This is a genomic window from Vibrio gazogenes, from assembly GCF_002196515.1.
Lineage (GTDB): Bacteria > Pseudomonadota > Gammaproteobacteria > Enterobacterales > Vibrionaceae > Vibrio > Vibrio gazogenes_A.
In genome coordinates this window covers 2386812-2410640 of record NZ_CP018835.1, presented here as the reverse complement: position 1 = coordinate 2410640, position 23829 = coordinate 2386812, and the positions used below count along the sequence as shown (strand labels likewise).

Annotated in this window: 27 protein-coding genes; 19 read left to right on the top strand and 8 right to left on the bottom strand. The window is 43.4% G+C overall.

What is annotated here, in order from left to right:
* The first annotated feature begins 69 nt into the window (after positions 1-69).
* From BSQ33_RS10985 to BSQ33_RS10945, 9 genes are all read left to right on the top strand, one after another.
* The gene (locus BSQ33_RS10985) at positions 70-369 is read left to right on the top strand and encodes a hypothetical protein (protein WP_021020234.1); all 300 of its coding nucleotides are present in this window, start codon (positions 70-72) and stop codon (positions 367-369) included.
* 50 nt (positions 370-419) lie between these two features.
* Positions 420-1796, top strand: coding sequence for a PhoH family protein (locus BSQ33_RS10980; protein ID WP_021020233.1), 1377 nt, complete (start codon positions 420-422; stop codon positions 1794-1796).
* Positions 1797-2391: 595 nt separating this feature from the next.
* A complete protein-coding gene (locus BSQ33_RS10975) occupies positions 2392-3783 on the top strand; it encodes a glycoside hydrolase family 1 protein (protein WP_088134578.1) in 1392 nt (463 codons plus the stop codon).
* Between the two features lie 202 nt (positions 3784-3985).
* On the top strand, positions 3986-5854 hold the full coding sequence (locus tag BSQ33_RS10970) for a beta-glucoside-specific PTS transporter subunit IIABC (RefSeq protein ID WP_088134099.1): 1869 nt from the start codon (positions 3986-3988) through the stop codon (positions 5852-5854).
* 95 nt (positions 5855-5949) lie between these two features.
* Positions 5950-6798: a BglG family transcription antiterminator LicT gene (gene licT / locus BSQ33_RS10965; protein WP_198298097.1), complete on the top strand. Its 849-nt coding sequence runs from the start codon at positions 5950-5952 to the stop codon at positions 6796-6798.
* Positions 6799-7077: 279 nt separating this feature from the next.
* Positions 7078-8082 (top strand): ornithine carbamoyltransferase, encoded by a 1005-nt coding sequence (locus BSQ33_RS10960; RefSeq protein ID WP_021019070.1) that lies wholly within the window; start codon positions 7078-7080, stop codon positions 8080-8082.
* Between the two features lie 273 nt (positions 8083-8355).
* Entirely contained in the window at positions 8356-9285 is a 930-nt protein-coding gene (gene pyrB / locus BSQ33_RS10955) for an aspartate carbamoyltransferase (RefSeq protein WP_021019069.1), read from the top strand.
* 14 nt (positions 9286-9299) lie between these two features.
* Entirely contained in the window at positions 9300-9764 is a 465-nt protein-coding gene (pyrI, locus tag BSQ33_RS10950; protein WP_021019068.1) for an aspartate carbamoyltransferase regulatory subunit, read from the top strand.
* Between the two features lie 85 nt (positions 9765-9849).
* A complete protein-coding gene (locus BSQ33_RS10945; protein ID WP_021019067.1) occupies positions 9850-10236 on the top strand; it encodes a RidA family protein in 387 nt (128 codons plus the stop codon).
* 115 nt (positions 10237-10351) lie between these two features.
* Here BSQ33_RS10945 and BSQ33_RS10940 read toward each other — a convergent pair whose 3' ends face one another.
* The 8 genes from BSQ33_RS10940 to mlaF form a co-directional block, all read right to left on the bottom strand.
* Positions 10352-11095, bottom strand: coding sequence for a 1-acylglycerol-3-phosphate O-acyltransferase (locus BSQ33_RS10940; protein WP_021019066.1), 744 nt, complete (start codon positions 11093-11095; stop codon positions 10352-10354).
* 95 nt (positions 11096-11190) lie between these two features.
* Positions 11191-12456 carry a UDP-N-acetylglucosamine 1-carboxyvinyltransferase gene (murA, locus tag BSQ33_RS10935; RefSeq protein ID WP_021019065.1) on the bottom strand — a complete coding sequence of 422 codons (1266 nt, stop codon included), beginning with the start codon at positions 12454-12456 and terminating at the stop codon, positions 11191-11193.
* A gap of 9 nt (positions 12457-12465) precedes the next feature.
* Positions 12466-12720, bottom strand: coding sequence for a BolA family iron metabolism protein IbaG (ibaG, locus tag BSQ33_RS10930; protein WP_021019064.1), 255 nt, complete (start codon positions 12718-12720; stop codon positions 12466-12468).
* 17 nt (positions 12721-12737) lie between these two features.
* A complete protein-coding gene (locus BSQ33_RS10925) occupies positions 12738-13046 on the bottom strand; it encodes an STAS domain-containing protein (protein ID WP_021019063.1) in 309 nt (102 codons plus the stop codon).
* Positions 13043-13678, bottom strand: coding sequence for a phospholipid-binding protein MlaC (mlaC, locus tag BSQ33_RS10920; protein ID WP_021019062.1), 636 nt, complete (start codon positions 13676-13678; stop codon positions 13043-13045). Before mlaC ends, BSQ33_RS10925 begins: the two co-directional genes overlap by 4 nt.
* A gap of 3 nt (positions 13679-13681) precedes the next feature.
* Complete coding sequence (gene mlaD / locus BSQ33_RS10915) at positions 13682-14191, bottom strand: outer membrane lipid asymmetry maintenance protein MlaD (protein WP_021019061.1); 510 nt, start codon at positions 14189-14191, stop codon at positions 13682-13684.
* A 2-nt stretch (positions 14192-14193) separates the two neighbouring features.
* On the bottom strand, positions 14194-14985 hold the full coding sequence (mlaE, locus tag BSQ33_RS10910) for a lipid asymmetry maintenance ABC transporter permease subunit MlaE (RefSeq protein WP_021019060.1): 792 nt from the start codon (positions 14983-14985) through the stop codon (positions 14194-14196).
* Positions 14975-15778, bottom strand: a complete 804-nt coding sequence (gene mlaF, locus BSQ33_RS10905; protein WP_021019059.1) for a phospholipid ABC transporter ATP-binding protein MlaF — start codon at positions 15776-15778, stop codon at positions 14975-14977. Before mlaF ends, mlaE begins: the two co-directional genes overlap by 11 nt.
* Before the next feature lie 530 nt (positions 15779-16308).
* Between mlaF and BSQ33_RS10900 the strand changes: the two genes are divergently transcribed.
* From BSQ33_RS10900 to rapZ, 10 genes are all read left to right on the top strand, one after another.
* On the top strand, positions 16309-17274 hold the full coding sequence (locus BSQ33_RS10900) for a calcium/sodium antiporter (protein WP_021019058.1): 966 nt from the start codon (positions 16309-16311) through the stop codon (positions 17272-17274).
* A gap of 21 nt (positions 17275-17295) precedes the next feature.
* Positions 17296-18267, top strand: a complete 972-nt coding sequence (gene kdsD, locus BSQ33_RS10895) for an arabinose-5-phosphate isomerase KdsD (protein WP_021019057.1) — start codon at positions 17296-17298, stop codon at positions 18265-18267.
* A gap of 8 nt (positions 18268-18275) precedes the next feature.
* Positions 18276-18824 carry a 3-deoxy-manno-octulosonate-8-phosphatase KdsC gene (kdsC, locus tag BSQ33_RS10890; protein ID WP_420070632.1) on the top strand — a complete coding sequence of 183 codons (549 nt, stop codon included), beginning with the start codon at positions 18276-18278 and terminating at the stop codon, positions 18822-18824.
* Positions 18821-19384 (top strand): LPS export ABC transporter periplasmic protein LptC, encoded by a 564-nt coding sequence (gene lptC, locus BSQ33_RS10885; protein WP_021019055.1) that lies wholly within the window; start codon positions 18821-18823, stop codon positions 19382-19384. The genes kdsC and lptC overlap by 4 nt, the downstream gene beginning before the upstream one ends.
* Positions 19365-19862: a lipopolysaccharide transport periplasmic protein LptA gene (gene lptA / locus BSQ33_RS10880; protein WP_021019054.1), complete on the top strand. Its 498-nt coding sequence runs from the start codon at positions 19365-19367 to the stop codon at positions 19860-19862. Before lptC ends, lptA begins: the two co-directional genes overlap by 20 nt.
* A 3-nt stretch (positions 19863-19865) precedes the next feature.
* The gene (gene lptB / locus BSQ33_RS10875) at positions 19866-20591 is read left to right on the top strand and encodes an LPS export ABC transporter ATP-binding protein (protein ID WP_021019053.1); all 726 of its coding nucleotides are present in this window, start codon (positions 19866-19868) and stop codon (positions 20589-20591) included.
* A 73-nt stretch (positions 20592-20664) separates the two neighbouring features.
* Entirely contained in the window at positions 20665-22140 is a 1476-nt protein-coding gene (locus BSQ33_RS10870) for an RNA polymerase factor sigma-54 (RefSeq protein ID WP_021019052.1), read from the top strand.
* Between the two features lie 24 nt (positions 22141-22164).
* Positions 22165-22452, top strand: a complete 288-nt coding sequence (hpf, locus tag BSQ33_RS10865; RefSeq protein WP_021019051.1) for a ribosome hibernation promoting factor — start codon at positions 22165-22167, stop codon at positions 22450-22452.
* 2 nt (positions 22453-22454) lie between these two features.
* Positions 22455-22904, top strand: a complete 450-nt coding sequence (ptsN, locus tag BSQ33_RS10860; RefSeq protein WP_021019050.1) for a PTS IIA-like nitrogen regulatory protein PtsN — start codon at positions 22455-22457, stop codon at positions 22902-22904.
* An 18-nt stretch (positions 22905-22922) separates the two neighbouring features.
* Positions 22923-23789 carry an RNase adapter RapZ gene (gene rapZ / locus BSQ33_RS10855; RefSeq protein ID WP_021019049.1) on the top strand — a complete coding sequence of 289 codons (867 nt, stop codon included), beginning with the start codon at positions 22923-22925 and terminating at the stop codon, positions 23787-23789.
* The last annotated feature ends 40 nt before the right edge of the window (positions 23790-23829 follow it).

Below are 23829 nucleotides of genomic sequence, written 5' to 3'. Positions count from 1 at the left end.
TAGTATGACTCTGACAGGTGCTGACAAGCTATCTCTTCTCAGTCGCCGCTTAACGGCAAGGAGACGCTTATGGACGATACCGACCGGAAACCATTTGTCTTGGCCTTGGATACCAAGACCCGCCCCCCTCAATCGCTGGCGATTGATTCCTTCCAGCAATATGATGTCGCCTCAATTTCTCCCCCTCCCAACCGAATTCAAGACGATAAACCAGATATCACAAGGGATACTCGCGTCACAATCCGTGCTTTGGACTCTCAGTACCAGACCGGAAACTATCGGTGTCAAAAAGGACAGCACATTCGAGCGATACAGATATTCTCAACGCAGTGCCTGCTCTCTCACAGCAGCGATAACGTCATGAGATAAATCATGATGACAGAAACATCGGTCTTTCCATTCTATGTAGGAAACAGATTATGATATCAAGAACCAACACTCCCCGAGTTTTAGATACTTCAGCGTTAGTCCACGACCCGAAAAGTTTACTCGCATATCAAGATGATGTTTATATTTGTTTAACTGTACTCGAAGAGTTGGACAATCTAAAAGAACGCAGAGAAAAATCAGTCAGTGCCGATGCTCGCGTCTGTATACGAATGCTCGAAGATTTAGTCAATGGTCATAATGCAGAAGAGTTACAAGCAGGTATTGACCTACCATCGAGTGAAGTCGGTCAAAGAGGCAAATTATTCATTGCTGTAGATACCAATATTGAAGTCGAAGAATCCCTTCGTCACGGGATTGGCAGTGATGCCGATAACCACATCATTAATTTTGCATTCCAACTGCAGAAAAAGCTCGGCAGAGATGTGTCGTTGGTCAGCCGCGATATCAATATGCGACTGAAAGCCCGAACGATTGGCGTATTCTCTGAAGATGTGCCGATTGATAATCAAATTACAGACATCGACTTACTTTATTCCGGCGTACAATATTTTGAAGGCGATTTATTTAATCGGATAGAGACGGATAAAGATTTCAAACTATCCGGTGACTGTTATCAATTCGATCGCCATTTATTTAATGAAGACGTTCAAAAAAATATGTACTGGTTTGATGATGAACAGCATATTGGGGTTGTGACACAAGTCACCCCGACACATGTCATTACAAAGCTGTTACCGAAAAAACACGGAAAAGTCTGGGGAATTAGTCCTAAAAATCAAAGACAAGCAATTGCATTAAATCAGTTAACCGACCCCAATTATGACTTGAATATCATGCTGGGTCCTGCGGGGTCAGGGAAAACATTCTTAGCGGTCGCAGCCGCATTACATCAAGTGATCGAAACAAAGCAATATAAGAAAATTGTCGTGGTCAGAAGCCGGGATTTTATGGATGACGATCCGGGATTTTTACCCGGTGACTTAAAAGAGAAATCGCTCCCGCTCATGGTCGGTATCACAGATGCTCTTATATCCATGCATTCCGGCGAAGGTGAGGATTGTAATGTTCATCAAACGGTCGAGCACATTATCGAGCGGGCCAACATTGAATTTACAAGTATGGCTTACTTCAGAGGTCGTTCGCTGGACGATGCGGTGTTAATCATTGATGAAGCACAGAATATGACGCGTGCACAAGTCAAAGGGATGCTGAGCAGAGGCGGCAAAAATTGTAGAACAATATTACTTGGCAATCTAAGTCAGATTGACGATAAATTTGTGAGTGCCGCATCCAGTGGTTTATCCGCAGCGGTCAATGTTTATAAAAACTATGAAAAAGGCTCTATTCTCATCTTTGATGAAGTAGAAAGAAGCTCACTCGCTGAGTTCACAGAAACCTACTTCTAAATTTTAAACGCAAGGCTCGCAGTAAATATTCTATGGCGAGCCTTTCCGACATATGACGAATGTAAACATATGTTTAGAAATGCTGACTCAAAGCGTATTGCCGTTAAATTAAGCCAGTAAGAGTAAAAATAGCCAAGACAGTGAATACAAAATTTAGCTGATTAAATAACACGCTGATTCTCAACGAACTGATAGCGTTTCAACCCGATAGATGTCAGTAAACGATTATTGGTACGCTCGACACACTTTATGTAGCATTCACCGTTCAAAATCATAGGCACTTTCCTTGAATGACGCCGATTGAAGGCACTCTGAATCCTGCATCTTGAGGTTACTTGGGTATAACCCTATAAGCAATCAGTGTCGCTAATATGTTATAACGATCAAACTATCAATTATTCCATGTGATAATCATCACATAATTACACTATGCTAGTTTTTTTGTTCTATTGATTTGTTTATGGTCTCTGAAAATAAAAGGGCGTTACCTTTTTTTGGGCGAAACCTGAGATAAACGTAGTTAAATACTGCGTTTATCTCAGGTTTTTTTTTGGATTCCGGAAATGAAAACCGGATGATGAATCGGGAGATAAAGATGAAAGGCTTTCCAGAAGATTTTTTATGGGGCGGAGCAGTTGCTGCAAATCAGGTAGAAGGCGCATGGAATGTTGGCGGAAAAGGTGTATCAACTTCAGATATGCAATTAAATGGCATTCATGGAGCGATCACTCACAGAGAAGATTCTAACGTAGAGTGCATTAAAGATATTGCGATCGATTTTTATCATCAGTACCCGGAAGATATCAAACTTTTCGCCGAAATGGGTTTCAAGGTATTACGGACATCAATTGCGTGGTCAAGAATATATCCCAATGGGGATGAAGCTGAGCCCTGTGAAGCCGGGTTAGCATTTTATGAGCAATTATTTGCCGAGATGGCTAAATACAATATCCAGCCTTTAATTACATTATCTCATTATGAAATGCCATATGGTCTGGTAAAAAAATTAGGTGGATGGATTAACCGAGCAACCATCGATCATTTTGAAAAATATGCTGTAACAGTATTTAAGCGCTATAAAAATCAAGTCAAATACTGGCTGACTTTTAATGAAATTAATATGTCTCTTCATTCTCCTTTCACAGGTGTTGGACTTGAAGGTAGCCCTGATGAACAACAAATTTATCAGGCAATTCATCATCAGTTAGTCGCAAGTGCCCGAGCAGTAAAAGCTTGTCATGAGATCATTCCTGATGCCTCGATTGGCAATATGCTACTGGGAGCCTTACGTTACCCGATGACCTGTCACCCTAAAGATATGTTAGAAATGCAAAAGAAAAACCGAGAATGGTTATTCTTCGGTGATGTTCAGATTCGTGGTGATTATCCGGCATGGATACAACGATATTTCAGTGAAAATAATATTCATCTCGATATCACTGAAAGTGATTATGCAGATTTAATGAATACTGTTGACTTTGTTTCTTTCAGTTATTACATGAGTGGCTGCTCGACTTGGGAACCTGAAAAATATGAGGGGTCTCGAGGTAATATTATCCGACTCATTCCTAACCCGCACTTAAAAGCATCCGAATGGGGCTGGCAAATTGATCCAGAAGGTTTACGTTACTTACTGAATGAGTTGTATGATCGTTATCAAAAACCACTTTTCATTGTAGAGAATGGATTTGGTGCACGAGATGTCGTTGAAGAAGATGGTAGTATCCATGACGACTATCGTATTGAATATTTACGCCAACATATTGCTCAAATGAAAGAAGCGATAAAAGATGGCGTTAAGATGCTAGGTTATACCAGCTGGGGGCCTATTGATCTGGTGAGTGCTGGTACAGCTCAGATGGAAAAACGTTATGGTTTTATTCATGTTGATCGTGATGATCAAGGAAATGGAACTTTAATTCGTAGACGCAAAGACAGTTTCTATTGGTATAAAAAAGTCATCTCAAGTAATGGTGAATGTTTGTAAATATCTTATACCGTAAATATACACAGTTTAATATATGCCCTAACATCTAGGGCATATATGACAAGACAAATTTAAACTTTCTAATTATGGGATTGAATGTTGCAACTCTACTAAATCTTATTTGTAGCCACACAATCCTCTCATAGATTTATGACTTTAATATATCGATTTGTTCAGTACCTTATTATTAAGAGGAATTCTTATGAACACTAAAGAGCTAGCCTCCAACATTTTGCAAGAAGTTGGTGGTGAAAATAATGTAGCTTCGTTAGTTCATTGCGCGACACGTTTACGTTTTAAAATTTTAGATATAAATAAAGTAAACATGAATGCACTTAATGAACTAGATGGCGTTATCACAGCGATTAACTCTGCTGGACAAATTCAAGTTGTTATTGGTAATCGAGTTTCAGATGTCTACATGGAATTTGGTTCTATTTCATCAGTTTTGAGCGAAAATAAAAAATCAAATACACATAATGATGCACCAGAAAACAAAGGAAACATACTAGAAAAGCTTGTCGATGTTGTTTCATCTATTTTTACACCATTATTAGGTGCGATGGCAGCATCAGGTGTACTGAAAGGGGTCCTTTCGATTCTAACGGCACTGGGCCTACTATCTCATACACAAAATGAATATGTTATACTCTCCGCTGCATCTGACAGTATTTTTTATTTCTTACCAATCCTATTAGCAATCACCTCCTCAAGAAAATTTGGTGCCAATACTTTTGTCTCTGTCTCTATTGCAGGAGCGATGATTTATCCAACGATTCAAGCTCTTTATGAAAGCGGTCAAGATGTGGCGTTTTTTGGTATCCCTGTTATTTTAATGAAATATACAGGTTCAGTGCTTCCAATTATCCTTTGTATCTGGGTAACCAGCTATTTAGAGAAAAACTTAAAAGATTTATTCCACGATAGTATTCGCAATATAGTGACACCATTTTTGTTAGTGACAATCATGGTACCACTGACTTTAATGTGTATTGGTCCTGTCAGTGTAACTGTCAGTACAGCTGTCGCTGAGGTCTTTGTTGGTATATATAAATTCAACCCAATCATCGCAGGCGCACTATTCGCAGCATTCTGGCAAATCTTTGTTATTTTTGGCATTCATTGGGGCTTTGTTACGCTTTTCATCAACGATTTATCGATTCTTGGTCGAAGTTATCTGAAAGCCGCGACCGGACCGGCTGTATTTTCACAATCAGGTGCCTTATTAGCCGTTATGGTACGTACTAAAGATGAAAAAATGAAAGCCTTAGCCGGGGCTGCATTTATTACTTCATTATTTGGTATTACCGAACCCGGTGTTTATGGTGTGACACTGAAGCTGAAAAAACCATTCATATGTGCAGTCATTGCAGCAGGTTGTGGTGGCGCCATCGTCGGCTATGCTCAAAGTTCTGCGATTTCTATGGGAATGACCAGCTTACTAACCGTACCTATTTTTTACGGCCCGGGCTTCACTGGATTTATTTTAGGCTGTCTCATCGCTTTTGTGGTCAGTTTTATACTGACTTTGATTGTTGGCTTCCAGAATACAGCGACAGCTAAAGAGCAACCCGAGGTATCTGCACCGACTAATCTTACGCCAAATGAGTTACCGAAAGTTGTCGGAGACAAACTGCTTGTTGCCGATAAAATGATGAGTCTTCCGATTAAAGGTGAGGTTATTGCACTGGAGAGTGTTGATGATAAAGTATTTTCCTCCGGCGCCGTCGGTGATGGTATTGCAATCATACCGGCAGAAGGGCTCGTGTACGCACCAACCGATGGAATCATTGCTCATACCTACGATAGCGGCCATGCCATTGGATTACTTTCAGATACTGGCGCAGAAATCTTGATTCATGTCGGCATTGATACCATACAGTTACAAGGCAAATATTTTACGATGCATGTCAAAGAAGGTGATCGCGTCGTAGAAGGACAATTGTTAATTGAATTTGATAAGGATTCGATTATCAGTGCGGGTTACCAAGTTGTAACACCGTTTGTAATTACTAACGTTGCCACAATTCAAGAACCCGACACATCAACTTTAACACCTCATACATCTTGACAATATAGTCAACAGTAAACTTTAATGAATATCAGGTAATTAAAATCAACAATAATCATATTAACATATGATTATTGTTAGATTTTTTAGGTGAGATGATGAAAATTGACCGAGTTTTAAATAATAATGCAGTATTTGTCGTGACAGATAATGGTAGTGAGTCCGTTGCATTAGGTCGTGGTATCGGATGGAACAAAAAGAAAGGCGACATCATCCAAGAATCTGATATTGAAAGCCATTTTTTCAAATCTCAGGGTGGCATTCATGATTTTTTTGCTGATATTCTGTCTGAGATGCCTCCCATCTACCTTACTCTGACTGATCAAGTGATCAAAATGGCACGTGAGGATTTACAGATCGAGCTCCAAGATACATTATTTTTATCTCTCTGTGACCATATTAACTTTGCTGTTTTACGTTACAAAAAAGGGATGACTATCCGCAATCAGTTTTATTGGGAAATTAAGCAATTCTACCCTTTAGCATATTCAGTCGGAGAAAAAGCTTTAGCATTGATCAACAAGACATTAGAACTTGACATCCCAACAGATGAAGCCGCTTTTATTGCGCTTCATCTTGTCAATGCTGCTGGTGAAAATAACATGAAAAATGTTATACAAAAGACTGAAATAGTGAAAGATATATTAAGTATTATAAAATATGATTTAAATATTAATTGGAATGTTCAAGATATCAACTATCAGCGCCTGCTGACACATTTAAAGTCTTTCGCTCAACGTCTTTCTAATAAGAACCTAGTTGACCATGAACAGGTCTCTTTATATGACGACATCGACCAACGATTAAGTTTATCTTGGAATACAGTGAATAAAATTGAAACTTATTTAAATAAAAAACATAGTTATACTCTAACTTATGATGAAAAAGCATTTTTAACCATACATATAGAACGTGTGCGTAACATAAATTTGTCCAATTCATAGCTGTCATGTCAAGTATACGGATGTTGATGCTCGATTAAAGTCAATCAGAGATAGAACCATTAATGCCCCAAAAACCTCTCTTACCCGTCCTTGATGCACCACAATCAAGCAACGTTGCTCTGCAATAACTGAGGCCCAATTTATTGAAATATGCAATAAAGAGCAAAAAATGCGGATCAACATGAATAATTTGCCATTTTTTTAAACTAATTATTCACATAATAGGGTGTTCTATGGTTTACTAACCGTATTCGTGGTGACCTTTTGCAGGACTGAAGCATGGCTTTTAATTTACGCAACCGCAACTTTCTCAAACTTCTCGACTTTACACCAACCGAGATCCAATTTTTGCTGGATCTGGCAGCAGATTTGAAAAAAGCAAAATATACCGGTACCGAGCAGAAAAAACTGCTGGGCAAAAATATTGCGCTGATTTTTGAAAAATCATCCACCAGAACCCGTTGCTCGTTTGAAGTTGCTGCATATGATCAAGGGGCACAGATCTCTTATATTGGCCCATCTGGTTCTCAGATTGGTCATAAAGAGTCGATGAAAGATACCGCCCGGGTCCTTGGCCGGATGTATGATGGGATTCAATATCGCGGTTATGGTCAGTCCATCGTAGAAGAACTAGGCGCTTACGCGGGGGTTCCCGTCTGGAACGGATTGACTGATGAATTCCACCCCACTCAAATTCTGGCTGACTTCCTCACCATGCAAGAACATAGCCGTGGCAAACATCTCTATGAAATCTCCTTTGCCTATTTGGGGGATGCCCGTAATAACATGGGGAATTCGCTGATGGTGGGTGCCGCTAAAATGGGGATGGATATTCGTCTTGTCGCCCCTAAATCATTCTGGCCGGAAGAGTCGCTTGTCAAAGCTTGCCAGGAAATCGCCAAGACCACTGGTGCAAAGATCACGTTAACCGAAGATGTTGCCGCAGGTGTGAAAGGGTGTGATTTTCTCTATACCGATGTTTGGGTATCGATGGGCGAAGCGCCCGAGGCTTGGGACGAGCGTGTCGCATTGATGACCCCTTACCAAATCAATATGCAAACCATTCAACTGACGGGGAATCCTCACGTTAAATTTATGCATTGTCTCCCGGCATTTCACAATGATGAAACAGTCGTCGGTAAGGAAATTGCTGAGAAATATGGCATGCAAGGGCTGGAAGTAACCGAAGAAGTCTTTGAGTCGGGTTATTCAATTGTATTTGATGAAGCAGAGAACAGAATGCACACCATCAAAGCGGTGATGGTCGCTACGCTCGGCGCTTAACGGCTTGCATCGCAGAGGCTGAAATTAATTCTTTGCAGACACGATGTAATCGCTTGCACTCAATCAAGTTAAGCGTATAATGCCGAGCAATTTGTCTCAGAGGGAACATCATGGGCGTTCGGGATCATGCCGCAACACACGCTTGTCAACGCTGCATTGGGGTAAGCAAAGATACTTGCCTCATCTTATGGTTCTCCTTTGTTACTCTTTTTGAAAGCCTCCCTGATCGGGGGGCTTTTTTATGCCTGTCAGAAAATACTAGGGAAGATGATCATGACGAATTCGCTATACAGAAAGCACATCATCTCAATCTCTGAACTCACACGTGATGAGTTAGAGTTGATTGTCAATACAGCAGGTCAGCTAAAAGCAACGCCTCAACCGGAATTGATCCGCAATAAGGTCATTGCCAGTTGCTTTTTTGAACCATCAACACGGACACGGCTCTCTTTTGAAACCGCGATCCAACGTATTGGTGGTAACGTGATTGGATTCGATAACGGTGGTAATACATCGTTGGCGAAAAAAGGCGAAACGTTGGCAGATTCAGTACAGATTATCTCTTCCTATGTTGATGCCTTTGTGATGCGTCATCCACAGGAAGGTGCTGCACGTCTGGCCTCCGAGTTCTCTAACGGTGTCCCGGTCATCAATGCTGGTGATGGTGCCAATCAACATCCGACTCAGACCTTGCTCGATCTCTTTACCATTACCGAAACACAAGGTCGTCTCGATGGGCTGAACATTGCATTTGTCGGTGACCTTAAATATGGACGTACCGTGCATTCTTTGACTCAGGCACTCGCCAAATTTAACAACAACCGTTTCTTCTTCATCGCACCGGATGCACTGGCAATGCCCGACTATATCTTAGAAGAACTGGAAGAAGCTGGTCATGAATATAGCCTGCATACCGATATCGAGAGCGTGATTCCTCAAGTGGACATTCTCTACATGACCCGGGTGCAGAAGGAGCGCTTTGATGAATCGGAGTATGCGCATATTCGCTCGGCTTATATTCTTAATGCAACTCAACTTCAGGATGCAAAAGAGAATATGAAAGTGCTTCATCCACTGCCTCGCGTCGATGAAATCACCACGGATGTCGATCAAACACCACACGCTTATTTCTTCCAACAGGCAGAAAATGGCGTATACGCACGCGAAGCTCTGCTGGCGCTTGTGCTGAATGAAACACTGTAAGGGAGTAACTGATCATGCCAAAAGATTCACAATTACAGGTAGAAGCCATTAAAAATGGAACTGTTATCGACCATATCCCTGCACAAATCGGCATCAAGGTATTGAAGCTTTTCGACATGCATCAATCCTCGCAAAAGGTGACTATCGGTCTGAACCTGCCTTCATCAGCATTAGGTATTAAAGACTTGTTGAAGATCGAGAATGTGTTCATTAACGAATCTCAAGCCAACAAACTGGCGTTATATGCACCTCATGCTACCGTCAACCAAATTGAAAACTACAAAGTTGTCAAAAAACTCGCATTGAAACTGCCACAACGCATCAATAATGTTTTTGCTTGCCCGAACACCAACTGTATCTCCCATGATGAACCTGTAGAAAGTAGTTTTAGCATTGTGGAGAAAAAGCATGATATCCGGTTGAAATGTAAGTATTGCGAAAAGGTTTTCTCAAGAGAAATTGTCACAGAGCGAACTTAATACAACGCAGCGATTGAGGCTTTACCTCGACTCTGAATCAAGGCAAACTGACCTTTCTGAAGCAACATGTAATGGATAGAAAACAATGACAAAAGTAATTCATACGGAATCAGCGCCAGCAGCTATCGGCCCCTACGTTCAAGGTGTTGATTTGGGTAATCTCATCATGACATCCGGACAAATCCCGGTAAACCCGGTGACAGGCGAAGTACCGGTCGAGATTGCAGCACAAGCTCGCCAGTCTCTGGAAAACGTCAAAGCGATCATTGAGTCGGCAGGTTTAACGGTCGCCAATATTGTGAAGATGACTGTTTTTGTCAAAGATCTGGGTGACTTTGCAACCGTCAATGAAGTCTATGGCAAGTTTTTCGATGAACATGACGTTGCCAACTATCCGGCTCGTTCTTGCGTCGAAGTCGCACGTTTACCCAAAGATGTTGGAATTGAAATTGAAGCTATCGCTGTCCGTTAAGCCAATTTGAAGTGTATCGGGTTTGGTTGAATGACTGATACATCGACATCGACATCGAAAAAGGTTGATAGCAATATCAACCTTTTTCATCACTAAGATAAACGCGTCATGCGTATCAGTTCGTCACTGATCCTCGGCCCTGATTTAAAACCGCAACCTCTTGATCCAACGATTCAAGCTTCTCTTTCATCACTCGATGAGATTCCTTAGCCAAGCGACGCACATCTTCTTTTTGCATGCCTTCCGTCGGAATCGGAGCCATCATCTCAACAATCACGTGGCCGTTATTCCAGCGATTTAACTTCAGATGATTGGTTGAACTACACACAATCGGTACAACCGGCACGCCAGCGGCAATTGCCGCATGAAACGCACCGACTTTAAAAGGCAATAACCCGCGTCCACGAGAACGAGTCCCTTCCGGAAACATCCATACAGAGACACGATTGTTTTTGACACTATCGACCACCTGATCAATCGTACCTTTCGCTTTGGCTTTATTGGCACGATCAATCAGGATGTTGCCCGTCAGCCAATAGAGCTGTCCGAAGAAAGGAAGCCATACCAGACTTTTCTTCCCAACCGTAACGACTCTCGGTGTCACCGCCGCAGAAACGGTAAACATATCCCAGTTACTCTGATGGTTAGCGATATAGATACTTTGCGTCTGCTGAAGAGCATTCTCTGGCAAACGCAACTCAAGCTTAACTCCGAAAATCCGGGACATTCGAGCAAACAACCGCCCAAATGTATAAACATGCTTCGGATTACGGGGACTCAATAAACAGTAACCGCATCCGAAGACAAACATGAATAGCGCAAATATCACGACAGCTAATACACGTAATAGTGCAATCATTCTGTTCTCCTACAAGAGCGCCCCTCCATACGGGCAGCCCCACACAATAAAAAAGCCGAAACCCGACGGTTTCGACTCACAGTCCAACATATTGATTAACCGGCGTCACTGAACCTTTCAATGCGAGCGCCCAGTGCGGATAATTTATCTTCAATACGTTCATATCCACGATCGATGTGATAAATTCGATCAACAATGGTTTCACCTTTGGCAATACATCCGGCAATCACCAGACTGGCTGATGCACGTAAGTCGGTTGCCATGACCTGAGCTCCGCTCAATTCATCAACATCACCACAGATAACGGTATTGCCTTCGATCTCAGCTCTCGCTCCCATTCGCATTAACTCAGGCACATGCATAAATCGATTCTCAAAAATCGTTTCTGTAATCACACCACCGCCTTTTGCCATGATATTGAGCAACGTAAACTGCGCTTGCATATCAGTCGGAAAGCCTGGATGCGGTGCCGTCCGAACCGATACCGCTTTTAGTGTTCTTCCGGTCATATCCAGCGAGATCCAGTCTTCACCGATTTCAATCAATGCACCGGCTTCTTCCAATTTCGCTAAGACTGATTCAAGCAGATGCGCATGTGTATTGCGACAAACGATTTTGCCACCAGAAACGGCTGCTGCGACCAAAAATGTACCGGTTTCAATCCGGTCAGCCACAACGGTATGTTTACCACCGCCTAACCGTTCAACCCCTTCGATGGTGATTGTATCCGTTCCTGCACCAGAAATTTTTGCCCCCAATGTGTTCAAAAACATTGCTGTATCAACAATTTCCGGCTCACGTGCGGCATTATCTAAAACAGTCACGCCTTCAGCTAGTGTTGCCGCGCACATCACGGTGATTGTCGCCCCGACACTCACTTTATCCATGACAATATGCGCGCCCTGCAAACGACCATCCACAGTGGCTTTCACATAGCCATCTTCCAACACGATTTTAGCGCCCAGTTGCTCCAGCCCCTGAATATGTAGATCCACAGGACGCGCGCCAATCGCACAACCGCCTGGCAGAGAAACTTGTCCTTGACCAAAACGGGCAACCAGTGGGCCTAACGCCCAAATAGAGGCACGCATCGTTTTGACTAAATCATAAGGTGCACAGTATTGATCGATACGGCTGGGATCAACGTGCACTGAACCATTCCTGTCTACTGTTGCGCCTAACTGCTGCAATAAAGCCATGGTTGTATCAATATCACGCAAATGGGGAATATTAGCGACTTCAACCGGTTCCTGAGCCAGAATTGATGCAAACAGAATCGGAAGCGCTGCATTTTTAGCCCCGGAAATAACGACTTCTCCCTGTAAAGGTCGATCTGATCCGGTTACTCGAAATTTTTCCATGAATCAACCTTACAAAGACATCAGTTTTTTATCGCGTTCCCATTCAGCCGGGGTGTAGGCTTTAATGGAAACCGCATGAATTTCATTACGCTGAATATATGCCATTAAGGGGGCATAGATGAGCTGCTGTTTCTTCACTCGGCTCATCCCATCGAAGCATTCATCAACTGCGATCACTTCAAAATGGCTGCCTTCCCCTTTAACATGGATTTCGTGAAGATGAAGTGCCTCATCTAAAATCTCTTGTACTTGTGCACTATCCACTATCTACCCCTAATTACTTATTCCGAAATATGGTTTGTTACGAGCGACTCAACGTTACTTAACTGAAATAACATTTGGAGTTGCTCTGGCACGAAACTGAGCATTATATGACAGTTTCGTTTTTTTGCATGTTCTATTAAATGGATGAGCAATACCATGCCTGCGGAATCGACTCGTACCACATTTTCAAGTGAAAGCATGATTTGCTCATGGGTTGGCTGCCACTGCTGCAGAAACTGCCACAGTTCAGGGACCGTTTCCCGATCCAGTGCCCCACTTAACTCAATATTGTCCTGCTCAAGCGGATGCCACTGCGGATGTGTCATGACTTTTTCTCAATTGTTATCGGTTGCTGAGAGAGTGCTTTTAACTCTTTCGCCACCGCTAATATACCGTCATTATTAATTTTGCCGCTCCATTCAGAGCGTTTACTGGATAGCATACTGATACCTTCAGCTATCATATCGAAAGCCTGCCATTCACCCGCCTTCGATTTTCTCAGTTTAAACTCAAGTTTAATATCAGGATTCGGTGTATCAATAATATTAACCATCACGGTCGAGATCCGGTCTGTTGCATCAATCTTCGGCGCGGGCCCGAATTGAATTTCCTGATCACTGTACTGCGTTAAAACCTGCGCATAACTACTAATGAGATATCCTTGAAACGCATCGATAAATGCCAGTACATCATCTCTCTTGGCCCCTTTCAGATAAGGACCTAACAATTTCAGTGCCGCATACTGGTAATTGACATAAGGCATCAGTTCATCTTTGACGATCACTTTCAGATAGTTCGGATCCTGATGAATCTTACCTTGTTCAGATTTCAAACGCTGAAACGTCTTTTCTGACACTTGCTTCATCATCTGATAAGGATTGTGCATATCAATGGTTTTCGCCTGACTCGTCATCGAACAGAACAAAACCACCAGTAACATCATATAACGCATTAACATCCCTTACTCCTTCGTATCTGTCTGCTTTTTCTTATCATCGCCAGAATTACCACTCCGATAGAGGAACTGCCCGATCAAGTTTTCCAGCACTAATGCAGACTTCGTATCTTCAACCTTATCGCCATTACTCAGCAACTCGGTTTCATCTCCCCAGACAAATCCGGGTACTAAACTAATATACTGTTCCCCAATCAACCCGGATGTCAAAATCTGCAGACTAGACGTCGCGGGAAATTCTTTATACTGACTGCTGATTGATAATTTGACCATCGGCTTCAATGATTGTGGATCCAAGCTGATATCAGACACCCGCCCGATAACCACACCACCGACCTTGACAGGAGAACGGACTTTCAGACTGCCAATATTGTCAAACTCTGCGGTCAGTTGATAAGTATCATCCGCTCCCAGACCTTTTACATCAGCGACTTGAAAAATCATCACCAAAATTGCGCAAATTCCGGTAATAACGAAAGTGCCCACCCAAAATTCTATTTTTCGTGTTTGTTGCATGTTTAGTTCCCAAACATCAGTGCAGTTAAAACAAAATCAAGACCTAAAACAGCGAGAGACGAATAGACCACTGTTTTTGTTGTCGCTCGGCTGATACCTTCAGAGGTCGGCATCGCATCATATCCATTAAACAGAGCAATCCATACGACGGTAAAAGCAAACGCAAAGCATTTCACCATACTGTTACCAATATCATGCCCTAACTCAACATTGGCCTGAATGGTTGACCAGAAGCTCCCATCGTCAATCCCTTTCCAGTCGACACCAACCAATTGTCCTCCCCAGATACCGACTGCCATAAAGATCATTGCCAAGACTGGCATTGAAATGACACCAGCCCAAAACCGAGGTGCGATAACGCGCTTCAATGGATCAACAGCCATCATTTCAAGGCTCGACAACTGCTCGGTGGCTTTCATTAACCCAATTTCAGCCGTCAGGGCTGAGCCTGCTCGTCCAGCAAATAACAAGGCAGTCACAACCGGCCCTAATTCGCGTAATAACGAGAGAGAGACTAATGTCCCCAAACTACCTTCAGCCCCATAATCAACCAGAATGACATACCCCTGCAAACTCACAACCATGCCGATAAACAATCCCGACACAATGATAATGGCCATGGATAGTACACCGACACTATAGATTTGCTTGACGAGCAGCGGAAAATTCTTCACTGGGTGAGGTCGGCTCAGTAACGCGCCAAGCAACATAAATGTCGCACGACCAAATGCTTCACAGATGTCAAATGTTCTCCGCCCAGTGTGAACGGCAAACTGAATAAAACTAGCCCACATGAAATAGGTCCTTCTCAAGTGATGGCGCAGGGTAGCGGAAAGGAACCGGCCCGTCAGCTTCACCCTGTAAAAACTGCCTGACCCGGGGATCATTGTTTTGTCTCAATGATTCAGGCGAACCTTTGGCAATGATTTTCCCGTCGGCGAGAATATATACCCAATCCGCAATACTCATCACTTCCGGAACATCGTGAGAGACAACAATCGATGTGATCCCCAAAGCCTGATTCAGGTGACGAATCAATTCCACCAATACGCCCATGGTCATGGGGTCCTGTCCGACAAATGGCTCATCAAACATAATCAACTCTGGATCGAGTGCGATTGACCGAGCGAGTGCTGCACGACGTGCCATTCCACCGGATAACTCACTCGGCATCAGATGTGCAGCGCCTCGTAAACCAACGGCTTCCAACTTGAGTAACACCAGCGTACGAATGAATGCTTCATTCAGCTCCGTATGCTCACGTAGCGGGAATGCCACATTGTCGTACACATCCAGATCGGTAAATAAAGCACCAGACTGAAACAGCATACTCATTTTCTTACGTGCCTGATAAAGCTTGCCGCGCCCCAACGCTGGAATATTTACGCCATCAAACCAGATCTCTCCGGATTCAGGCAGCAGTTGCCCGCCAATTAAACGGAGCAAAGTCGTTTTCCCAATACCAGAAGGCCCCATAATCGCGGTGACTTTCCCCTGAGGGACATGAAGTGACACATCATCAAAAATCTTTCTGTCACCACGAGAAAACGTCAGATTGTTAATCGTTACCAGATCAGACTCGGACATACACAGCCTATCGTTCCTTTCCTATATTCATTGTTCATGACGTCATACATCGTGAACAAAAAATGCAATCATAAGTATAATTTCAAAAATTTAAAGCACTGCATCATGATGATACTGACCTCGTGATACCTTTAAAACATTCACGCTGAGCATCATGTCAGACGAGCTGTATCATACCATCACTGGCGCAAGAATCATTGCCTTACTTTATTGCAGCCAATCTTGCCCTTTTCATCCCATCGAAAAAACAGGCACCCCACACCAGTTTGACATCCCTATTTCCCATTTTGATGGTAATATGCTCGTCCTTTGTCAGGGTGCTTACAGGTGTCTGACAAAGACAGACAGAGAATGCCATTCTGTTAATGATATGGTTTGCTGAGCAACATTGTGAATTCACTCAGAAAGAGAAATAAATCTAAATCTGCAATTTTTTGGTCAATAAATGAAGAGGTTTCACTTTTCTTTTGCAAGCCAAAACGTCAAAATCGACGGTTAAATATTTTTATCTTTACCCACTAGGAATACACATGCTTACAGCTGTTGCTTTATTGATTGTCGGACTCATCTTACTGGTATGGAGTGCAGATCGGTTGGTTTTTGGCTCTGCAGCGCTGGCACGTAATGTTGGGATTTCACCGTTGGTGATTGGTATGACGATCATTGCAATGGGCTCATCAGCGCCAGAGATGATGGTATCTGCAACAGCAGCGCTCGCCAACAAAACGGATACCGCTGTTGGTAACATTCTGGGTTCGAATATTGCCAATATCGCCTTAATTCTGGGTATAACAGCCCTCATTAAACCACTATCGATTAACTCAGAACTGCTGCGCAGAGAACTTCCATTTATGATTGGAGTCACACTACTATCTGGTGTGATTCTTTGGGATGGACACCTTGGTTTCTATGAAGGTGTCTTGCTATTTGTGGTATTTGCCATATTTATTCTGGCAATGCTCAAAATCAGCCGTAGTGAAAACAATCAGAAGGATCGCCTTCTGGCTGAACAAGAGTCAGAAGTACCAGAAGGTATCAATAGTAAAATAGCGCTGTTCTGGGTCATTGTTGGTCTGATTCTGTTGCCGCTGTCTGCTGATATTCTGGTGAATAATGCTGTCATCATTGCCAAATACTTTGGCATGAGTGATCTCGTTATCGGTTTGACGATTATTGCAATTGGAACCAGCCTGCCTGAACTCGCAGCCTCACTGGCTGGGGTACTGAAAGGTGAAGATGATATGGCGGTGGGGAATATTATCGGTTCGAATGTGTTCAACATTCTGGCGGTGATGGGTATCCCCGGGATCCTGAATCCTTCAATCATCAGCGAACATGCCATGGACAGAGACTTTTGGGTCATGTTGGGGCTTTCTCTGCTTCTGGTTTTGATGGCATTAGGAAAATCACGAAGCATCAACAGAATCGAAGGATTTATTCTGTTCGTTATATTTATTGTCTATCAGACTTATTTGTTCATGAACATGAGCGCGTAATAAGAGAGAACGGAGTTGAGAATGTCACAACTGAACTACACCCAGTCAGCAAAACAGGTTTTAAATATAGAAATCAAATGCTTAGAACAAATAGAACAATATATTGATGAGCATTTCAGCCAAGCCTGCGACATGATTTTGAGTAATACGCAAGGCAAAGTGATTGTCATGGGTATGGGTAAATCCGGCCATATTGGTAAAAAAATGGCGGCTACCCTCGCAAGTACCGGAACACCATCATTCTTTGTTCATCCGGGCGAAGCTGCTCACGGGGATCTCGGAATGATCTCTGAAGGCGATATCGTGATTGCGATCTCCTATTCGGGAGAATCATCAGAGATACTACCGCTTTACCCAGTATTAAAGCGTCGCTCGATTCGCATCATTAGCATGACCGGTAACCCACAATCCAATATGGCGAAACTTGCTGACATCCATCTACAAGTCTCCGTCTCAGAAGAAGCTTGTCCGTTAGGGCTGGCACCGACATCCAGTGCTACCGCAACGCTGGTGATGGGCGATGCTCTGGCGATTACGCTCTTACAGGCGCGCGGATTCACTCAGGAAGACTTTGCACTCTCACATCCGGGAGGCGCCTTGGGTCGCAAACTGTTACTCAAATTGGGTGACATTATGCATTCCGGTGATCAACTCCCCCTTGTCAGTCCTGACGCTTTAATCCGTGATGCCTTGATGGAAATCAGTCAAAAAGGGTTGGGCATGACAGCCGTGGTCGATCAACAACAGAAAATACTCGGTATTTTTACCGATGGCGATCTCAGAAGAATTCTGGACAAACGTATTGATATTCACAGTGCAAAAATTTGTGATGTGATGACCCCAAACCCAACCACGGCATCACCTCATATACTTGCCGTTGAAGGGCTAAATTTAATGCAAGACAAACGAATCAACGGTTTGATGTTGGTTGAAAACGGCCAATTGGTCGGCGCTCTCAATATGCACGACCTTCTGAAAGCAGGAGTGATGTAGTGACAGAGATGGTTGAAACACTTTATGGCTCAGTAACGCCATCCATATGGGAAGTCGCGAGCCGGATCCAATTGCTCATCTGTGATGTTGATGGTGTTTTTTCCGATGGCCGAATCTATTTAGGTAATCAGGGGGAAGAGCTGAAAGCCTTTCATACCCGGGATGGTTATGGCATAAAGTCGCTAATGAATGCAGGTATTGAGGTTGCGGTTGTGACCGGCAGACATTCAAAAATAGTCGAAAACCGGATGAAAGCTCTGGGTATTTCACTGATTTATCAGGGGCAGGATGATAAAGTGAGCGCATACGCTGACATCTGTCAAAAAACACAGGTTTTACCGGAACATACCGCATATATTGGTGATGATTTGATTGATTGGCCAGTCATGGAGCAAGTTGCGTTAAAAGTGTGTGTTGCCGACGGCCATCCATTGCTGGTCAAAAGAGCAAACTACGTCACGACAATTCCGGGCGGTCATGGTGCCGTGCGGGAACTCTGTGATTTAATCTTACAATCCCGGGGTGAGCTGGAAATGCACAAAGGTTTGAGTATATGAGTCTGGCTCGTACCATTTATATACTCTTGTTTTTCGTTATCTGCTGGTCAATTTACTACCTGATCGATAATGAAAGAAAAGCGAATGTACAAGTAGCGCCGAATACGGAGCTACCGATGTTTAGTGGTGAGCATCTTTCCAACATTTCGTATGGTGCAGACGGTGTGAGAAGTTATACCATCACATCAACTCATCTGGATTATTATGCCAAAAGCGGCAACACCATATTTGAGCATCCGATTTTACAGGTTTACCGTAATGGGCGAGTCATAGAATGGAAAGTGACAGCCCAACGGGGAATTCTGACAAAGAATAAAATATTAACGCTTTACGACAACGTGATTGGTAAAAACTTACTTGAGAATTCCAGTTTTGAATCACTCGAAACCGCAAAACTCAGTATGCAATTGGATAACCGTGATTTTTGGACAGACACACCCGTCTTACTGAAAGGTCCACTATTTGAAACACAAGGTCAGGCGATGAAAGGCAATTTTGCCGATCATAGCGCCTTACTTTATAACCATGTACAGGGTAGATATGAAAATCTCGCACCTTAGTTTGCTCGCTTGTCTATTTATCTCAAGCGGCGCTTTGGCATTATCAACAGATACCGAACAACCGGTCTACATCGATTCGGATAGTCAGCAACTTGATTTAAAAAGTAATCAGGTGACGTTTGTGGGCAATGTAACCCTCAAACAAGGAAGCATCAATATTCATGCTGACAAATTAATCGTGACTCGAAATCCTCAAGACGGACAGATTGAGGCAATTCAGGGGTTCGGCGATCTGGCCACGTTTTCTCAGTTGACCGATGAAGGGAAAACCCTCTATGGCGAAGCTAAGAAACTCAATTATCAAATGGCTGCGGATCAATTGACCATGACAGATAAAGCAATGCTGTCACAAGATGACAGTGTCATTCGGAGTACCAAAATCCGTTATAAGATTTCTGCACAAAAACTGATTGCAGACGGAAATTCAAACGAGCGCGTATCAACAGTCCTACAACCGCAGGCAACGAATAAAGAATAAACCATGGCCATACTAAAAGCAGAGCATTTAGCCAAAAGCTATAAAAAGAGAAAAGTCGTCTCTGATGTCAGTCTACAGGTCGAGTCAGGACAAATTGTCGGCCTACTTGGTCCAAACGGTGCAGGCAAGACAACATCGTTTTACATGATTGTTGGCCTCGTCGCCCGCGATGAAGGTTCGATCCAAATTGATGACCAAGACATCAGTGTCCTACCCATGCACCAGCGCTCTCGCATGGGCATCGGTTACCTGCCACAAGAGGCTTCTATTTTTCGTAAACTTTCCGTTGAAGACAACATCATGGCGGTGTTGCAAACACGGGAGAAAATGTCACGCGAGGAGCGTCAGGACAAACTCGAAGACTTGCTGGACGAATTCCATATCGGACACATTCGCTATAGTGCTGGTATGGCCCTCTCTGGTGGTGAACGACGCCGCGTAGAGATCGCCCGGGCTCTGGCTGCCAACCCACAATTCATTTTGTTAGATGAGCCATTTGCCGGAGTTGATCCTATTTCAGTCATTGACATCAAAAAAATTATTGAGCACCTCCGGGATCGGGGACTCGGTGTTTTGATTACTGATCATAATGTCAGGGAAACCTTGGATGTTTGTGAAAAAGCCTATATCGTAAGCCAAGGAAACCTAATCGCAGAAGGAACACCTCAAGAAGTTCTCAATAACGAGCAGGTCAAACAGGTTTATCTCGGTGAACAATTCCGTCTATGATTAAAGCAAGAACGGGATTTTGGCCAGACAAACATCAGAATACGGCAACACAGAATAAGGCAATCGAAACTGAATGAAACCGTCACTACAACTCAAGTTAGGTCAACAGTTAGCCATGACACCTCAGTTGCAGCAAGCGATTCGATTGCTGCAACTCTCGACGTTAGATCTCCAACAAGAGATTCAGGAAGCACTCGATTCCAACCCACTACTTGATGTTGAAGATGCACAGGATGAAGTCAATTCCCAAGAAGAAAAAGCAGAAGCGTTAAAAGAAGCAACTGCGGATGTGGTCGATAGCGAGCCGGAGCCACAAGACAGTTCAGAAATGATTGAAAAATCAGAAATCAGCAATGAGCTTGAGATCGATACAACTTGGGATGATGTATACAGCGCCAATACAGGTAGTACCGGTATTTCACTCGATGAAGATACACCGGTCTATCAGGGGGAAACCACGCAAACACTACAAGATTACCTCCTGTGGCAATTAGATTTAACCCCCTTCAGTGACACGGATCGAGCCATTGCGCTGGCGCTCATTGATGCCATCGACAACTACGGCTACCTGACACTCTCTCTTGAAGATATTCTGGAGAGTGTTCAAAACGAGGAAGAAGAAGACGACATCGAGCTGGATGAAGTCGAGGCGGTCAGAAAACGCATTCAGCAATTTGATCCTTTAGGTGTCGCATCCCTGAATCTACAGGACTGCCTGTTATTACAACTGGCAACATATCCTAGTGACACACCATGGCTCAACGAAGCCAGACGCCTGCTGACGGATCATATAGATCAATTGGGAAACCGGGATTACAAACTGATCCAAAAAGAAGCAAAGCTAAAAGAAGACGAACTACGAGCCGCTTTGCAACTCATTCAAGAACTCAACCCACGCCCAGGAAATGATATTCATGCGGAACATGCAGAATATGTCATTCCAGATGTTTCGGTCTTCAAGGACCGGGGAAAGTGGGTTGTCACCATTAACCCAGACAGCATGCCAAGGCTAAAAATCAACCAGCAGTATGCAGCACTGGGGCGGGGAAATGGCGCAGACAGTAATTATATCCGAACAAATTTACAAGAAGCAAAATGGTTAATTAAAAGTTTAGAGAGTCGAAACGAGACGTTGCTCAAAGTTGCCAAGTGTATAGTTGAACATCAACACGATTTCTTCGAGTATGGGGAAGAAGCAATGAAACCGATGGTTTTGAATGATGTCGCCCTTGCCGTTGACATGCATGAATCAACCATCTCACGGGTCACAACCCAAAAGTTTATGCATACCCCTCGGGGCATATTCGAGTTGAAGTACTTTTTCTCTAGCCACGTCAGTACCGACAATGGTGGAGAATGTTCATCAACCGCAATTCGTGCACTGATCAAAAAACTGGTTGCCGCAGAAAATCCGGCCAAGCCACTCAGTGACAGTAAAATTGCAACACTACTAGCTGATCAGGGGATTCAGGTCGCTAGACGTACCATTGCAAAGTACCGAGAGTCTTTGGGTATATCCCCATCGAGTCAGCGTAAACGCCTGCTATAAGGGCCCAACAGAGAAGGAAAGTCTATGCAAATCAATATTAGTGGCCACCACATTGATCTGACCGATTCAATGCAAGACTATGTTCACTCAAAATTTGATAAGCTTGAGCGATTTAATGACCATATCAACAGCATACAGGTCATCTTACGTGTTGAAAAACTTCAACAAATCGCTGAAGCGACGCTTCATGTTAACCAAGGCGAGATCCATGCGACCGCAGAAGATGAAAACATGTATGCAGCAATCGATAGCCTAGTTGACAAGTTAGTCCGTCAACTGAATAAGCATAAAGAAAAATTAAGTAGTCATTAATCATGCAACTCAATGAAGTTCTGTCTCTGGACTGCACGAAAAGTGCAGTCCAATGTTCGAGTAAAAAGCGAGCATTAGAAATCATCAGTGAAATCGCAGCCAATTATACGGGTAAGAATGCTACCGAACTGTTTGAAAACATGCTCTCCCGAGAAAAAGTTGGCAGTACCGGTATCGGTAACGGCATTGCCATTCCACATGCGAGAATGACATTGAGTGAAAATGCGGTGGCGGTTCTCATTCAATGTGAGGAACCGATTGGTTTTGATGCTATCGACAATCGTCCTGTTGATATTCTATTTGCCTTGTTTGTACCGGAAGAACAATGCCAAATTCATTTAAAAACGCTCGCTCAAATGGCTGAACGATTGAATGACAAACAAGTATTAAAGCAGCTTCGTAAAGCTGAAAACGATCAAGAACTTTATGATATTATGGTCAACCAGTCCTGATTTTCTGAGTATGTCACGATGCGCTTAATTGTTGTTAGTGGTCAATCCGGTGCCGGTAAGAGCGTCGCCTTAAGGGTGCTGGAAGATCTTGGATACTATTGTGTCGATAACCTCCCCATTGATTTATTGGATGCTTTTCTTCAATCCGTTCAGGGCAGTAAGCAGAATGTGGCGGTCAGTATTGATATCCGTAACTTACCCCGCGACCCGTCACTGCTCAGCGAAACCTTCCTCTCACTGAAACAGTCCGTCTCGCATAATGTCAATGTCCTGTTCCTTGATGCCACCGAAGATGCACTACTCAAACGCTATAGCGAAACCCGCCGGATACATCCCCTGTCCTTACACAACAGTAATTTAACGCTGGCACAAGCTATCGCTCAAGAAAAACGCATCCTCGCACCGTTAAAACAACAGGCCGATATGCTGTTCAACAGTACCAATAAATCGATTCACGAGTTGAGTGAAACGATTCGTATGCGGGTCGAGGGAAGAGAGCGCAAACATCTGATAATCGTCTTTGAGTCTTTTGGCTTTAAATACGGCTTACCCAGTGACGCTGATTTCGTTTTCGACGTTCGGTTTCTACCCAACCCCCACTGGCAACCGGAATTACGTGAATTTACCGGACTTGATGCACCTATAAAATCTTTCTTGGAACAACACGCTGAAGTGCTTGATATGCGCCAGCATATTCAATCATTCATTGATTATTGGCTCCCTTCTTTAGAGAAAAATAATCGGAGTTATCTGACCATTGCCATTGGCTGTACCGGTGGAAAACACCGTTCTGTCTACCTAACTCAACAAATCGGCGAATACTTCTCCCAACTGGGGCATCAGGTACAAATTCGCCATACGTCTCTTGAACAACATCACTCCTGAAACCAGCGCTTCTCGAGACCAGCAAACAGAGGATCATGCG